The sequence below is a fragment of the Streptococcus sp. 27098_8_86 genome (assembly GCF_041432595.1).
GTDB classification, from domain to species: Bacteria; Bacillota; Bacilli; order Lactobacillales; family Streptococcaceae; genus Streptococcus; species Streptococcus pneumoniae_F.
The window spans coordinates 103,873-119,392 of the sequence record NZ_JAPVZW010000001.1; the positions used below are offsets into that span (position 1 = coordinate 103,873).

A 15,520-nucleotide genomic window follows, 5' to 3' on the forward strand; every position below is an offset into this window, starting at 1 on the left:
TTCTCTCTGTCTCAAGAGTCAGCTTTATGTTATAATGTAAAGAAGAAAACTGAAAGGAACTACTATGACAAAAGAAGTTATTGTTGAAAGTTTTGAACTTGACCACACTATTGTTAAAGCACCCTATGTTCGCTTGATTGGAGAAGAAACAGGACCAAAGGGAGACATCATCTCCAATTATGATATTCGCTTGGTACAACCAAACGAAGACTCTATCCCTACCGCCGGCCTTCACACTATTGAGCATCTCTTGGCAAAACTCATCCGTACACGAATCGACGGTATGATTGATTGCTCACCGTTTGGTTGTCGTACTGGTTTTCACATGATTATGTGGGGACAGCACACTAGCGCTGAGATTGCGGCTGTTATAAAAGATTCCCTCAAGGAAATAGCTGAAACCACTACTTGGGACGATGTCCCAGGAACAACCATCGAATCTTGCGGTAACTACAAGGATCACAGCCTCTTTTCTGCTAAAGAATGGGCTAAACTCATCTTAGAACAAGGGATTTCAGACGATGCCTTTGAGCGCCATGTCATCTAATAATAAAAAAGAAACCAGCTTTTGAACTGGTTCCTTTTTTTATTTTCAAAATCTTGATTTAGGCTTTTTCACGAATGACCAAAACACCATCTTCCATGTCAGCTTCTAGGTGTTTAGCATCAAGATTATCCAAGTGGAAATCTGTCACTTTATCTCGGATTTGTTGTTCAACCACACGACGGAGTGGACGAACACCCATAACTTCATCATATCCTTCTTCAGTCATGTATTCTTTAGCAGCTTCGCTCACTGCCAAGTCAATGTCTTTCTTAGAAAGCGTCTTGTTAACTTCAACCAACATCAAGTCCACAATCTTAGAAAGATCTTCTTTGCTCAAGTGTGAGAATTCGATGACAGCATTGAAACGGTTAAGGAATTCTGGACGGAAGTAAGGTTTCAAACGATCCATCAATTCTGGTTTATCAGCATCTTCTGTCAAGTTAGCTTCGTAACCAAAGCCTGCGTTTGAAGTTGCGATAATCACCGTATTCTTGAAGTTGACAGTGTTACCTTGACCATCTGTCAAACGACCATCGTCCAAAACTTGAAGGAGAAGGGTGATGACTTGAGGGTCAGCCTTTTCAATTTCGTCGAGAAGGACGATTGAGTATGGATTGCGACGGACGCGTTCTGTCAAGGTATTGTTGTTGTCATCGTAACCAACATAACCTGCAGTTGTACCAATCAATTTAGATACGGCTGTGCGGTCGCTGTATTCTGACATGTCCAAACGGATGATAGCATCTTTCGTTCCGAACATATCAAGAGCCAATTGTTTAGCCAACTCAGTCTTACCAACACCAGTAGGACCTACAAAGAGGAAGCTACCGATTGGGCGATTTCCTTCATCAAAACCAGCACGGTTACGACGGATAGCTTTTGCTACTGCTGCAACGGCCTTATCTTGACCAATAACTTTTGTCCGCAAACGATGACCCATATCTTTCAAACGTTCGATGTCCGTAGCCCCCATTTGAGATACTGGAATACCCGTCATACGTTCTACAGATTCAGCCACATCGTTGACACTTGCAGTCACTTTCATATCTTCTGTATGGTTTTCGATTTTCTTTTCCAATTCTGCGATGCGTGTTTTATAATTTAGAGCTGCTTCAAAATCTTCTGCCTCAACTGCTTTTTCTTGCTTGTCTTTTTCTGCCTCAATTTCACGTTCAACAGCATGAACATCTGTTACTGGATGCTGAGCTGCCAAGTGAGCCGCCGTAACATCGACAAGGTCGATAGCCTTATCTGGCAAGCTACGTTGTGGAATATATTGAACAGAATAATCCACCGCTGCTTTCAAAACTTCGTCTGGCAAGATGACATTGTGGTGTTGTTGATAGAGGTCACGAATTCCTTGAAGAATTTTAAAAGCATCCTCTGCTGAAGGAGCATTTACCTTGACTTCGTTGAAACGACGAGCAAGAGCTGCATTCTTCAAGATAGTATTACGGTATTCATCTTGAGTAGTTGCGCCAATCACTGTCAATTCTCCCCGTGAAAGAGCTGGCTTGAGAATATCCGCAAGACCTTTAGACCCTTGACCATCACCTGTGCTACCAGCACCGAGGATTTGGTGAATTTCATCAAAGAAGAGAATGATATTTCCCGCTTCTTTGACCTCATTGACTAGGTTTTGAACGTTTTCTTCAAAGCTACCACGGTATTGAGTACCAGCCTCAAGACCTGAGATATCAATGGAAATGATTTCCTTGTTCTTAATAGCAGCTGGAACATCTCCGTTCACAATGGCTTGTGCTAGACCTTCGACAACGGCTGTTTTACCAACACCTGCATCTCCGACCAAAACAGGATTATTCTTGGTACGGCGTGAGAGGATTTCAGAAGTTTCTTGAATTTCCTTGTTTCGTCCGATAACAGGATCCAGCTTGCCTTCACGCGCTTCTGCTGTCAAGTTACGACCGAGTTTAGCAAGGACACCATCTTGTTTCATACCTGAAGCCTGTTGTGGCATTTTTCCATCAGTTTCTGCATTTCCTGGCAATTGACCAGTTGCACGATAATGAGCAAATTCCTCAGGTGTCACTTCACGTCCATTAATCAAGTAGCGACGGTTTTCAGAACTATATCCTCGCATGCCACCCATCAATTGGTTAAATAAATCATCCATGTTGTTAAAGTTATTAAAGTTGTTGTTCATATTCTTTACCTCTTTTTGTTATTTATTATTACTGACATTGACTATCTTTAACCTTTGTTTTAAAAAATTTAGACTGGCTAAATCGCTACTCTACGTACTATTTCTGGTTTTTCTTTTTCAAGCAGGAGTAGACTATCTTTACTTCTAAAGATTTCTAGATTAAACATAGACCCCACCTCTTTCTATTTTACTTTAAATAAGTGTTCACGCAAGGCTTTCATTTACCTTACGTTCATAATATACCACATTAGTCAGAAAAGGTCAAGGTATTTGACTTTAATTGACCAATAAATTTTACAAAAAGAAGAACTAGCTTTTAACTAGTCCTTCTTTGTATTATTTTATATAATCTTAGCTCAATGCATCCAAGGCATCATCCATTGAAAGAACTTCGTGGAAGACACGTTGTGTCAATTCAGTTTTTTGTTCTGGAGTGAGGTATTTAGTGTTTACACAGTATCCAGAGATACGTACGATAACGTCTTCACCTGACATGATCTTTTCGTAAACATCGTTCAAGTCCATAACGTTCAAGTTAACGTGTTGTCCACCATTTTCAAAGTAACCATCAAGGATTGTTACCAAGTTATCAACTTGTTCGTCACGAGTCTTACCAAGAGCACGAGGTGATACTTGTGTAGTCAATGAGATACCATCAGCTGCATAACTAAAGTCAAGGCTAGAAAGTGAGTTCAAGTTTTGCAACCATCCACCTTTAGCTTTGTTAGATGGGTTAGCACCTGGTGAGAAGAATTCAAGTTTAGACAAGTTCACAGAACCATCTTCGTTGAGGTATACACCTTTGTGGACTGGTGAGTTACCAGTTTGTTTAGAGTAAGCAACGTTAGATGTGATAGTCAAAAGTGAAACTGTAGCTTCCGCATCTTTATAAAGTTTGTGGCTACGTAGACGAGTTGTGTAAGCTTCGATCAACCATTCTGCCAATTCGTTTGAACGTGGGTCATCTTCACCCCAACGTGGGTATTCACCAATTGTTTCGTAATCGTAGATGTAGCCATTTTCGTCACGGATTGGTTTAACTGTAGCGTATTTGATAGCTGACAATGTATCAACAGTGTTAGCAAATCCACAGATACCGAATCCCATGTTTGCACGTTGTTTAGTTGGCAAGAAGGCCATTTGAACAGCTTCGTAGTTGTACTTATCAGTCATGTAGTGGATGATGTTCAAAGCATCTACGTAAGTGTCAGTCAACCAGTCAAGAGATTTTTCAAAGTTAGCTTTAACTGATTCAAATTCAAGAACTTCGTCACGGATTGGTTCGATGTCAAATACTTTGTAGTCTTTATGAACATCGTCATAACCACCGTTCAAACCAGTAAGAAGAGCTTTCAATACGTTTACACGAGCACCGAAGTACTGGATGTTGTGGCGTTGTTCTTCATTTTCTGGATCAAGTGGAGACACACAGCATGAGATACAGCTCATTTCACCATATCCGTCTTTAGCCATTGTTGTTACACCTTCGTATTGGATAGAAGAGTGTTTGTGGCTCATGTGCATACAGTAGCGACGGAAGTTGTATGGCAATTTATCAGTCCAAAGAACTGTCAAGTTTGGTTCTGGAGAGTTACCGATATTGTCAAGAGTGTTCAAGAAACGGTAGTCCATCTTAGTAACACGGTGACGACCGTCGTTACCCATACCAGCCATAGAAGTTGTGATGAAGGTTGGGTCACCTGAGTACAATTGGTCGTAAGCTTTAGTACGAGCAAATTTAACTGTACGAAGTTTCATAACGAAATCATCAACGAATTCTTGGATTTCTGATTCAGTAAATGTACCACGAGCAAGGTCACGTTCTGCAAAGATGTCCAAAACGATTGGTACACGTCCTAGAGATGTAGCAGCACCGTTGATAACACGGCAGACAGACATGAAGGCGATGTTAACCCATTGGATAGCTTCTTTAACGTTCATCGCTGGTTTGCGAACGTCAACTCCGTAAAGGTCGCCCAAGCGAACAACTTGTTGCAATGCTTGGTATTGAAGGTTGATTTCTTCACGAAGACGGATTGTTTCTTCATCGATTTCTTCGATTGCATTCCAGTCGTTTACTTTTTCTTGCATCAAGTAGTCTGCACCGTAAAGAGCAAGACGTGCGTAAACACCGATGATACGTCCACGAGAGTATGCATCTGGAAGACCAGTTACAGTGTGAGCGTGACGAGCGCGACGGATGTTTGAAGTGTAAGCGCGGAAGATACCGTCGTTAACTGTTGTTACGTATTTAGTGAAGATTTCGTGAACAGCTGGATCTGGTTCGTATCCATTTTCTTTCAAAGTAGTTTCAGCCATACGGATACCACCTTTTGGCATGAAGTTCAATTTGAAGAGTTCATCGTTTTGGATACCGAAGATAACTTCGTTTTCTTTATCGATAAATCCTGCTGGGATATCAGCGATAGATGTTGGACGAGTGTCCATTGGGAAACGAGTTTCTTCGTAGTGTGCCTTAGTTTCTTCTACAATTTTTTTGATGTGAAGTGAACGTTCTGTTGGTCCTGCAAGGAAGCTTTCGTCTCCATCGTAAGGTGTATAGTTAGCTTGTACGAAGCGTGATACACTTGCTTTTTCTTTCCAATCTACGCCTTTGAAGCCTTCCCAAGCTTTATCAAAAATATCTTGTGCTTCAACAACTGTCTTAACAACCATGTTAATGTCCTCTTTTTTCTTTCTAGTAACAGTCATCTGTTACATTCATGAGACAAGTATACCATACAGTAACCGATTTCAACAAGCTAAAAATCCCTGTTTTTACACTTTCTTTTCTAAAACAGTCTATATTTTTCCTCAAACTGTATTATATTTTTGAAAAAACGAAGTCCTTTTTTCTTTTTTTCAGAAAAAAGGGTATAATAAAAGAAAATAAGCTGTAAAAAAGGTGCTAGGCATGTTGATTTTCCCCTTATTAAATGATTTGTCAAGAAAAATCATCCATATTGACATGGATGCCTTTTTTGCTGCGGTAGAAATCAGGGATAATCCTAAACTCAGAGGAAAACCTGTCATTATTGGAAGCGACCCTCGGCAAACAGGTGGACGGGGAGTCGTTTCTACCTGTAGCTATGAGGCAAGAGCTTTTGGTGTCCATTCTGCCATGAGTTCCAAGGAAGCTTATGAGCGTTGCCCCCAGGCTGTCTTTATCTCAGGGAATTATGAGAAATACAAATCTGTGGGACTCCAAATTCGAACTATTTTTAAGCGCTATACAGATTTGATTGAACCCATGAGCATTGACGAAGCCTATTTGGATGTGACAGAAAATAAACTCGGTATCAAGTCAGCGGTCAAAATTGCTCGCCTCATTCAAAAAGATATCTGGCAAGAACTCCATCTGACTGCTTCTGCCGGTGTTTCCTACAATAAATTCTTAGCTAAAATGGCTAGCGATTATCAAAAACCACATGGTTTGACAGTGATTCTACCTAACCAGGCTGAGGACTTTCTCAAACAAATGGATATTTCCAAGTTTCATGGAGTAGGAAAAAAGACGGTAGAACGGCTGCATCAAATGGGTGTTTTTACTGGCGCTGATCTACTTGAAGTTCCTGAAATGACCCTAATAGACCGTTTTGGAAGACTGGGCTATGACCTATATCGAAAGGCTCGAGGTATCCACAATTCCCCAGTCAAATCCAATCGCATCCGTAAATCAATCGGTAAGGAGAAAACCTATGGGAAGATTCTCCGTGCCGAGGAAGACATCAAAAAAGAGCTGACTCTCCTATCAGAAAGAGTCGCTCTCAATCTCAATCAGCAAGAAAAAGCTGGAAAAATTGTCATTTTGAAAATCCGCTACGAGGACTTTTCAACTCTTACTAAACGAAAAAGTCTGACTCAAAGAACACAGGATGCTAGTCAGATAAGCCAAATAGCCCTGCAACTCTATGAAGAATTAAGCGAGAAAGAAAGAGGTGTCCGCCTGCTGGGGATTACCGTGACTGGATTTTAAAACCTTGAAGAGTTAGCCCTTCAAGGTTTTTCTTATACAAATAAACGGACAAAGCTATACAGTAGCAAGACGCTACCGAGTACAATACGGTATTTACCGAAAAGGGTAAAGTCGTGTTTTTTCACATAGCTGGTCAAAAAGCGAATAGCCACCATGCTGACTGCAAAAGCTACTCCCATCGCAACCAAGAGCAAGAACAATTGCCCAAAGTTCAAGAGTTGTCCTGCTTTTACAAATTTGAAAATCTTTAATGCACTAGCTCCAAACATAACAGGAATCCCTAAATAGAAGGTAAATTCTGTCACAACAGAACGACTCGTTCCATTTAACAAACCACCGACAATCGTTGCCCCAGAACGACTTGTTCCAGGTAAAAGGGCAAGAACTTGGAAGAGGCCGATATAGAAGGCTGTCGTATAAGGAAGCTTGTCCAACTCTGTTACACTTGGCTCGATAGCACGCACTTTATTGCGCTTTTCCAAATAGATAAAGGCAATCCCATAGATAATCAACATGAGAGCAACTGAAACCATATTATGGAAGTGAGTATCAAACCAATCATCAAACTTAAATACAGCAAGCAAAGGTAAAGTAGCTACAAGAACTTTAGACCACAGTTGCCAAGTTCGACGAACTTCCTGCTTGTCTTTACCCGGTTTAAAGGGATTGAGCTTATTAAAGTAAATCACCATAACCGCCAAAATCGCACCAAGCTGAATCACGACATTAAACATGGACATAAAGACTTCATTTTGATTTTGGTATTGGATAAATTCCTCTGCTAAAATCAAGTGACCTGTACTTGAAATCGGCAGCCATTCCGTAATTCCTTCAACAATACCGAAGAAGATAGATTTTAAAATTTCAATAAGATACATAGATTACTCCTTTTTTCTATCTTCCATTATAGCATATTTTTTTAGTCTGTGACAGTTCTCTTTAAAAGGCACCGATACTGCCACCGCCTCCACCTCCGGAGAAGCCACCGCCAGAACTTCCATTTCCAGAAGATACGGAATAGGTACTTGCTGTGTTTGCGATGCTGGCATAATGGCTCATTTGCGCTGTTGAATGATAAAACATACCGTGCCAGCCATAATCTACATAAAGGTTGATATCTGGATTTTCCACTTGAATCCGATGAACCTTCATCAAATGACTGACCTTGTCTGCATAGCCAAATAAGGTCGCATAGACCAAGAGGCGATTCCAGACCACAATACTTTCCAATTCAGCCTGATCCAATCGTGCAATCTCACGCAACGTATTTTCAAAACTGGTCCAGAGATAGTATACTTCTGCTCCTGCTTCATTTAGGACACCATCACGATTATCTAATCGAAGCTTCCAATAATAGAAAACAGCCAAAACCAAACCTAGAAAACCAAGTATTGACAAGGGGATGTAAAGATAGCCATAAACATCCAAACTGTACAAGAACAAACCAAATCCGATAAATAGGGGCAAGATAGCCAAGACCCCCATACCCACTTGCAAGGCCTTTTCCCCACCAGTTAAAGGACGATAATAATCTGGGAGCCCCCAGAAAGTAACCCGATTTTTCACTCCTTCTTGCATCTCTTTCAATACTTCTTCAAAAGAAGATTTGAGTTGAAGCCCTCTTGCTTGAATCCGTTTTTCATCAGAGACTTTTGCTCTACGATAAAGACTATCAGATACCTTGTAATCCGCAAACAAATTGGAAAGAGTTTCTTCTTTTTTGCCTGAAAAAGCCAGATTTAGACAGTCTTTCTCAAAGCTTGACAAACCATCTTCTTTTACTAGCCTCAAACCAACTGCATCTCCTTCTGAAATGATAGAGACATTTCCACGGTCTATCACATCTAGCAAGGTAGCTTGAATAAGTTGATCAAAGGTAAATTTACCTGCTCCTTTTGTTAGAGGACTCACTTCCTCCAAGGAGGTCGAGTAGACTGCTTCTGATAAAACCATAGGCTCTAATTCCATTGGTGGTTCATAGATACGATGATTTTTTGCATATTTGACCGAAGGAGTGGTCTTTCTTCTATAAATAAAATAGAAACAGACACTTAATAACAAGGAGATAGAAAGTATCAAAGGGAAGACCCAGGTAACGAGTTGTTTACTTTGCTCTTTTTCTTTAACAATCGAGTCTTCTATCTTATTAAACTCCTCTAAACGATTCCCTTTCAATCCCTGATCCCTAGCGCTAGCAAAATCAGTTCGAGGCCAATAGGCATGCAATTCAACTCCACGCTTAGGCGGAAGATTGTCTAAACGGATAGTATAATCAAGGTTACTCTTTTCAACCGTTCCCTCTCTAAAAAGTTTCCCTGTATGGAAAAAGAGTTTTTCAGCCCCCTTGTCTCCCCTTACATGAAATTCAAACTTTCCAATAGCTCCTGAACTATCTGTCAGAGGTTGCCAATTTAATTCAGCGATGTCATCATATAGAAAAAGCAAATTTTTTAAATTCCAGGTGAGGTCAACTTCAACTATGTCGCCATCTTGACCTGGATTATAAACTTTAACAGTATAACCATCTGCTCCTTCTATCACTTCGCTCGTAACATCTGTCAGTTCAGCACCATTTTTAGCGGCCTGAACCGTTGGATGAGGATCAATGTCAAATCCACTAGGCATCTTGCCCGCACGTCCAAGTCCCACGATTTGGCCCTTAAAGTCCTCCTCAAACTGGTAAACTATCTTCTGTCTAAATTCTGCTGTATTGTCTGCATGAATATACAAATCCCCTTGATAAGAGTTTATCTTGAAATCAATGGCAAAAACAGAGAATGGCAAAAGGTAAAACAAGCCTAACACCAGTAAGAAAAAAGTTTTTTTCATCAACTAAGCCCCCTTTTTATCTTTGCTATCATTATATCATTTTTTCACAAGTAAGGGCTTACCTATATTGAAAAATAGAGTTTTTTTCGATAAAATAGGAGACAGTTATTTTTTAATAGATTAGAAATAGGAGAAATCATGAGAAAAATATACTTATCTATTTTCACAAGTCTCTTGCTGATGCTAGGACTTGTCAATGTTGCTCAAGCTGATGAATATTTACGCATCGGGATGGAAGCAGCATATGCCCCCTTTAACTGGACTCAGGACGATGATAGCAATGGAGCTGTCAAAATCGATGGGACCAACCAGTATGCCAACGGATACGATGTTCAAATCGCCAAGAAAATCGCTAAGGACTTAGGTAAAGAACCTTTGGTTGTTAAAACCAAGTGGGAAGGTCTAGTCCCTGCCCTTACTTCTGGTAAGATCGATATGATTATCGCAGGTATGAGTCCAACTGCAGAACGCAAACAAGAAATTGCCTTTTCAAGCAGCTACTACACTAGCGAACCTGTTCTACTAGTCAAAAAAGATTCTGCCTATGCAAACGCCAAATCTTTGGATGACTTTAATGGTGCGAAAATCACTTCTCAACAAGGTGTCTACCTCTACGACTTGATTACACAAATCCCGGGTGCTAAAAAAGAAACAGCCATGGGAGACTTCGCTCAAATGCGTCAAGCTCTTGAGGCCGGTGTCATCGATGCCTATGTTTCTGAGCGCCCTGAAGCACTGACTGCCGAAGCTGCGAACTCTAAGTTCAAGATGGTTCAAGTAGAGCCAGGTTTCAAAACTGGGGAAGAAGATACAGCTATTGCCATCGGACTTCGTAAAGATGACAATCGTATTAGCCAAATCAATGCTAGCATTGAAACCATTTCAAAAGACGACCAAGTTGCCTTGATGGATCGTATGATCAAGGAACAACCTGCCGAAGCTACAACAACTGAAGAGACTAGCAGTAGCTTCTTTAGCCAAGTCGCTAAAATTCTTTCTGAAAACTGGCAACAACTCTTGCGTGGGGCTGGTGTCACTCTTTTGATTTCTATCGTCGGAACCATCACAGGTCTCATTATTGGTCTCGCTATTGGTGTCTTCCGTACTGCTCCTCTATCTGAGAATAAAGCCATTTATGGCTTACAAAAACTAGTCGGCTGGATTCTCAATGTCTACATTGAAATTTTCCGTGGTACCCCAATGATCGTTCAATCGATGGTTATCTACTATGGAACTGCCCAAGCTTTCGGTATCAACCTTGACCGTACACTAGCTGCTATCTTCATCGTTTCGATCAACACCGGTGCCTACATGACTGAAATCGTCCGTGGTGGTATCCTAGCAGTTGACAAAGGACAGTTTGAAGCTGCAACTGCTCTTGGTATGACCCATAATCAAACCATGCGTAAGATTGTCCTACCTCAGGTTGTCCGTAATATTCTGCCTGCTACTGGTAATGAATTTGTTATCAATATCAAAGATACATCTGTATTGAACGTTATCTCTGTTGTCGAACTTTATTTCTCAGGAAATACCGTGGCGACGCAAACCTATCAATACTTCCAGACATTTACAATCATCGCAGTGATTTACTTTGTCCTCACCTTCACCGTAACACGTATCCTACGCTTCATCGAGCGCCGAATGGACATGGATACCTATACTACAGGTGCTAACCAAATGCAAACGGAGGATTTGAAATAATGACACAAGCAATCCTTGAAATTAAACACCTCAAAAAATCCTATGGACAAAACGAAGTGCTAAAAGATATTTCTCTCACTGTCCACAAGGGAGAGGTCATCTCTATCATCGGAAGCTCTGGAAGCGGGAAATCAACCTTCCTACGCTCCATTAACCTCCTTGAAACACCAACTGATGGTCAAATCCTTTATCATGGACAAAACGTCCTCGAAAAAGGCTATGACCTCACTCAATACCGTGAAAAGCTGGGAATGGTTTTCCAATCCTTTAACCTCTTTGAAAATCTCAACGTGCTTGAAAATACAATCGTCGCTCAGACAACTGTCCTTAAACGCGAACGTGCAGAAGCTGAAAAGATTGCCAAAGAAAACCTAGAAAAAGTCGGCATGGGAGAACGCTATTGGCAAGCCAAGCCAAAACAACTCTCAGGTGGTCAAAAACAACGTGTGGCCATCGCTCGTGCCCTTTCAATGAATCCTGACGCTATTCTCTTTGATGAACCAACATCAGCTCTCGATCCAGAAATGGTTGGAGAAGTCCTCAAAATCATGCAGGATTTAGCTCAGGAAGGCTTGACTATGATTGTTGTAACCCACGAGATGGAATTTGCCCGTGATGTCTCTCACCGTGTTATCTTTATGGATAAGGGCGTGATTGCTGAAGAAGGCAAACCAGAAGACCTCTTCACCAATCCTAAAGAAGAGCGTACAAAAGAATTCCTTCAACGTTATCTCAAATAAAAAGAAAAGGCTGCATCAACCGTGCAGTCTTTTTACTAGCCAAAAAATGAAAAGGCAGACCTTATTCAAGAATCCGCCATTATCCAAAGATTAATCTTCAAATTTTTCATGATTTTTATCATAGAAATCAATTAAACCTAGAGCTGTTTCAAACGAAATATTTTTTACTTTTGCACGCCCCTGCGCTAGAGCAATGATAGACATTTCACGCGCATTCGTTTCTTTAGAGATACGGTAGCCTGTGATCTTCTTATCACGAACCCAGCCAACAACTGATTCTACTTTTTCAAAGTTTGACTTAGCCATGTCCTTCTCCTATTTTCTTCTTTACGATATTTAATTGTATACGTTTTTATGCCTTTTGTCAATAAAAAAACATATATTCAATAAAATTAATGATTTATTTTTCTGTTACTATCTTATTAAAGCCGATAATATATAGGTTTTTAATTACTATAAACCATTAGTAAACACCTTTAAAATAATTGTATTATTAACTCTTTTATTTGTAAAAATATTCATGCTTTACAAATACCAATTCTTGATAGATTAGACAGGTTTTATCTTCAACTTTATTCTATTTACCTAACTTTAAAATGATATTTCTAATAGCAGAAGACTTTCTCTCCACACTATTACTAACTATTATTTCTCTTCTCCTTCTTTGATATTCTTCCTGCCTTTATAAGCACTTTTCACTTGCTCAACTGGTACTATTTATTTACTTTATCAATATTCCTTTTTATTTCTTCAAACCTATAAAAAGATGAGTAGTTAGGAAACCATAGTATCTTATCTTCCAACATCTTCCACTGTTTTTATCTTCTTAGTATCTTATCACTCTTCTCAGTTAACTCAGTATAAAGCTTCTCATTAGTATTGATTATTTTTTCTAATTCCTATTATATTTAACCAAATTTCAGATTAGACATATATAAAATAGTGGATTCTAAAAATACTCCTTATATATAACAAGTAATTTTACTCCCTTACTATAAACCCAATCAAAAAATAATAGGTACTATAATGACTTGTGATAGAAATAGCGTAATCGATTTCCTAAGTCCATAGGAATCGCCCCCTTTCTTCACTCTCATTATAGCACCTATACATCAGTTGTGCAAATAATATGATATTTTTTTATTAGTCCTCAGACAAGCATATTATAGAGCGTTTCATTACCATTTAAGTTAATATAAGATGGATCAAAACCTTCCATTCGACGAATCAAGCCTGCATAATCATGCTTATCTGCCAAAGCGATTCCAATCAATACAGGCCCTGTCCCCTTGCTAGCTCGTTTGATATACTCAAAACGTGTGATATCATCATTTGGTCCCAAGATATCATTTACAAATTCACGCAAGGCCCCTGGACGCTGTGGAAAATTAACCACAAAGTAATGCTTGATCCCATCATAAATCAAGGCACGCTCTTCCATTTCCGGCATACGGTTGATATCATTATTTCCTCCAGAAATGATACAACAAATGGTTTTCTCCTTGATATATTCAGCCAAAACCTCTAAAGAAGCGATACTAGCTGCTCCAGCAGGTTCTGCAACAATCCCTTGCTTAGAGTAGAGGTCAATCAAGGTTTCAGAAATCAATCCCTCATCGACACCTACTAAGGTTTGAACATGTTGACGAGTTGCTTCATAGGTCAATTGACCTACCTTTTGTACAGCAATCCCATCCGCAAATTTGTCAATTTCTTTGAGTTTAACAGGTCCACCAGCTTCAAAGGCAGCTTTCATGGAACGCGCTCCATTAGCCTCTACCCCAATGACTTCAATCTCTGGACTTATTTCCTTGATATAGGTAGAAACCCCAGCAATGAGACCGCCACCACCAACAGGAACCAAGACAGCATCAAAATCAATCGATTCTTTTCGAGCTTCTTCTAAAATCTCATAAGCAACTGTTCCTTGACCTGCCTGAACATGGGCATCATCAAAAGGATCAATAAAGGTACGATTTTCAGAGACTGTAAATTCTTGAGCTGCTTTAGCTGACGCATCAAAGGTATCTCCAACTAGTTTAATAGTTACGAAGTCCCCACCAAAAAAACGAACCTGACCAATTTTTTGTTGCGGAGTAGTAATTGGCATGAAAATAGTTGCAGGAATCTTCATTTCATTGCAAGTATAGGCAACTCCCTGCGCATGATTCCCCGCAGAAGCGCAGACTACCCCACGCTCACGTTCTTCCTTGCTGAGCTGGGAAATGGCATAATAGGCACCACGAATTTTAAAAGACCGAACACGTTGAGCATTTTCCTTTTTCAAATAAATCTTAGCACCATACTTCTCCGATAAATAATGGTCATAATCCAGTGGGGTATTCACGACCACACCGTTCAAGACTTTATGAGCCTTGATGATATCTTTTGAACTTAACATCATTTTCTCCTAGACTATTCATATTATCACAATCCATCCTCTCAAACAAAGATGAATTGATTATAAAAGCGAGTTAGTCCCCCAACTCGCCTTCACCTTAATTTCTATCAATTAGTTGTAGATTTTGAATGCATCATCGTCGTTTTTACCAACGAATGGCATTGCTTTACGCAATTCTGCACCAACTTTTTCAATTTCAAGGTTAGCTGCTTGTTCACGGTAAGCAGTCAATTTTGGACGTCCAGCTTTATAGTCATTTACAAAGTCATTTGCAAATTTACCATTTTGGATATCTGCCAAGACAGCTTTCATATTTTCTTTAACTTGTTCAGTAATCACACGTGGACCTGATACATAGTCACCGTACTCAGCAGTATTTGAAATTGATTGACGCATTTTCTTGAATCCACCTTCGTAGATCAAGTCAACGATCAATTTCATTTCGTGAAGAACTTCAAAGTAAGCCAATTCTGGAGCGTAACCTGCTTCTGTCAAGACTTCGAAACCTGCTTCGATAAGGGCAGTCAAACCACCACAAAGTACAGCTTGCTCACCAAACAAATCTTCTTCAGTTTCTTCTTTGTAAGTTGTTTCAAGAAGACCTACACGCGCTGCTCCAACACCTTTACACCAGTCCATAGCAATGTTTTTAGCATTTCCTGTTGCATCTTGGTATACTGCATAAAGAGCTGGAACACCAAATCCTTCTTCGTAAGTACGGCGTACCAAGTGTCCTGGTCCTTTAGGAGCACACATAAAGACATCTACATCCGCAGGAACTTTGATAAACTCAAAGTGGATATTGAAACCATGAGCAAATCCAACTGCGTTTCCAGCTTCCAAGTTTGGAGCGATTTCTGTTTCGTACAATTCTTGTTGGATTTCGTCTGGTGCCAAAATCATGATAACATCGGCCAATTTAGTTGCTTCTGCTACTGTGTAAGTGTCAAATCCATCTTCTTTTGCTTTGTCAAAAGATTTACCTGGACGTACACCGATGATAACATCGTGACCAGAATCACGCAAGTTTTGAGCATGCGCATGTCCTTGCGAACCATAACCAATAACGGCGATTTTTTTACCGTCAAGTGCTGCTACTTTAACATCTTTTTCGTATTCCATTTGAACTGCCATAGTTTTTTCTCTCTTTTCTATTTTT

11 protein-coding genes are annotated in these 15,520 nt (G+C 39.9%); 4 read left to right on the top strand and 7 right to left on the bottom strand.

Going from position 1 to position 15,520, the window contains the following annotated elements; genetic code table 11:
- The first annotated feature begins 64 nt into the window (after window positions 1-64).
- Window positions 65-547, top strand: coding sequence for an S-ribosylhomocysteine lyase (locus tag O3616_RS00425; protein ID WP_371637794.1), 483 nt, complete (start codon window positions 65-67; stop codon window positions 545-547).
- 58 nt (window positions 548-605) lie between these two features.
- Here O3616_RS00425 and O3616_RS00430 read toward each other — a convergent pair whose 3' ends face one another.
- On the bottom strand, window positions 606-2,711 hold the full coding sequence (locus O3616_RS00430) for an AAA family ATPase (RefSeq protein WP_371637795.1): 2,106 nt from the start codon (window positions 2,709-2,711) through the stop codon (window positions 606-608).
- A 351-nt stretch (window positions 2,712-3,062) separates the two neighbouring features.
- Window positions 3,063-5,387, bottom strand: coding sequence for a formate C-acetyltransferase (pflB, locus tag O3616_RS00435; protein WP_000260631.1), 2,325 nt, complete (start codon window positions 5,385-5,387; stop codon window positions 3,063-3,065).
- Window positions 5,388-5,625: 238 nt separating this feature from the next.
- Between pflB and dinB the strand changes: the two genes are divergently transcribed.
- Window positions 5,626-6,687, top strand: coding sequence for a DNA polymerase IV (dinB, locus tag O3616_RS00440; protein ID WP_371637796.1), 1,062 nt, complete (start codon window positions 5,626-5,628; stop codon window positions 6,685-6,687).
- A gap of 32 nt (window positions 6,688-6,719) precedes the next feature.
- Here dinB and O3616_RS00445 read toward each other — a convergent pair whose 3' ends face one another.
- Both O3616_RS00445 and O3616_RS00450 read right to left on the bottom strand, forming a co-directional pair.
- Complete coding sequence (locus O3616_RS00445; protein ID WP_049552291.1) at window positions 6,720-7,565, bottom strand: undecaprenyl-diphosphate phosphatase; 846 nt, start codon at window positions 7,563-7,565, stop codon at window positions 6,720-6,722.
- Between the two features lie 61 nt (window positions 7,566-7,626).
- Window positions 7,627-9,516: a DUF2207 domain-containing protein gene (locus O3616_RS00450; protein ID WP_371637797.1), complete on the bottom strand. Its 1,890-nt coding sequence runs from the start codon at window positions 9,514-9,516 to the stop codon at window positions 7,627-7,629.
- Window positions 9,517-9,654: 138 nt separating this feature from the next.
- Here O3616_RS00450 and O3616_RS00455 point away from each other — a divergent pair, with 138 nt between their 5' ends.
- A complete protein-coding gene (locus O3616_RS00455) occupies window positions 9,655-11,220 on the top strand; it encodes an ABC transporter substrate-binding protein/permease (protein WP_371637798.1) in 1,566 nt (521 codons plus the stop codon).
- Window positions 11,220-11,960 (top strand): amino acid ABC transporter ATP-binding protein, encoded by a 741-nt coding sequence (locus O3616_RS00460; RefSeq protein ID WP_049487447.1) that lies wholly within the window; start codon window positions 11,220-11,222, stop codon window positions 11,958-11,960. The genes O3616_RS00455 and O3616_RS00460 overlap by 1 nt, the downstream gene beginning before the upstream one ends.
- Window positions 11,961-12,050: 90 nt before the next feature.
- Here O3616_RS00460 and O3616_RS00465 read toward each other — a convergent pair whose 3' ends face one another.
- The 3 genes from O3616_RS00465 to ilvC all read right to left on the bottom strand — a co-directional run bounded on the left by O3616_RS00465 (window position 12,051) and on the right by ilvC (window position 15,495).
- Window positions 12,051-12,266 carry a hypothetical protein gene (locus tag O3616_RS00465; RefSeq protein ID WP_001130035.1) on the bottom strand — a complete coding sequence of 72 codons (216 nt, stop codon included), beginning with the start codon at window positions 12,264-12,266 and terminating at the stop codon, window positions 12,051-12,053.
- Between the two features lie 844 nt (window positions 12,267-13,110).
- Window positions 13,111-14,361 carry a threonine ammonia-lyase IlvA gene (ilvA, locus tag O3616_RS00470; RefSeq protein ID WP_371637799.1) on the bottom strand — a complete coding sequence of 417 codons (1,251 nt, stop codon included), beginning with the start codon at window positions 14,359-14,361 and terminating at the stop codon, window positions 13,111-13,113.
- 111 nt (window positions 14,362-14,472) lie between these two features.
- Window positions 14,473-15,495, bottom strand: coding sequence for a ketol-acid reductoisomerase (gene ilvC, locus O3616_RS00475; protein ID WP_371637800.1), 1,023 nt, complete (start codon window positions 15,493-15,495; stop codon window positions 14,473-14,475).
- Window positions 15,496-15,520 lie beyond the last annotated feature (25 nt).

Excerpts from the sequence above, each read along its gene's own strand:
- O3616_RS00425 (WP_371637794.1), top strand. The coding sequence starts at position 65 with ATGACAAAAGAAGTTATTGTTGAAAGTTTTGAACTTGACCACACTATT.
- O3616_RS00430 (WP_371637795.1), bottom strand. The coding sequence starts at position 2,711 with ATGAACAACAACTTTAATAACTTTAACAACATGGATGATTTATTTAAC.
- pflB (WP_000260631.1), bottom strand. The coding sequence starts at position 5,387 with ATGGTTGTTAAGACAGTTGTTGAAGCACAAGATATTTTTGATAAAGCT.
- dinB (WP_371637796.1), top strand. The coding sequence starts at position 5,626 with ATGTTGATTTTCCCCTTATTAAATGATTTGTCAAGAAAAATCATCCAT.
- O3616_RS00445 (WP_049552291.1), bottom strand. The coding sequence starts at position 7,565 with ATGTATCTTATTGAAATTTTAAAATCTATCTTCTTCGGTATTGTTGAA.
- O3616_RS00450 (WP_371637797.1), bottom strand. The coding sequence starts at position 9,516 with ATGAAAAAAACTTTTTTCTTACTGGTGTTAGGCTTGTTTTACCTTTTG.
- O3616_RS00455 (WP_371637798.1), top strand. The coding sequence starts at position 9,655 with ATGAGAAAAATATACTTATCTATTTTCACAAGTCTCTTGCTGATGCTA.
- O3616_RS00460 (WP_049487447.1), top strand. The coding sequence starts at position 11,220 with ATGACACAAGCAATCCTTGAAATTAAACACCTCAAAAAATCCTATGGA.
- O3616_RS00465 (WP_001130035.1), bottom strand. The coding sequence starts at position 12,266 with ATGGCTAAGTCAAACTTTGAAAAAGTAGAATCAGTTGTTGGCTGGGTT.
- ilvA (WP_371637799.1), bottom strand. The coding sequence starts at position 14,361 with ATGTTAAGTTCAAAAGATATCATCAAGGCTCATAAAGTCTTGAACGGT.
- ilvC (WP_371637800.1), bottom strand. The coding sequence starts at position 15,495 with ATGGCAGTTCAAATGGAATACGAAAAAGATGTTAAAGTAGCAGCACTT.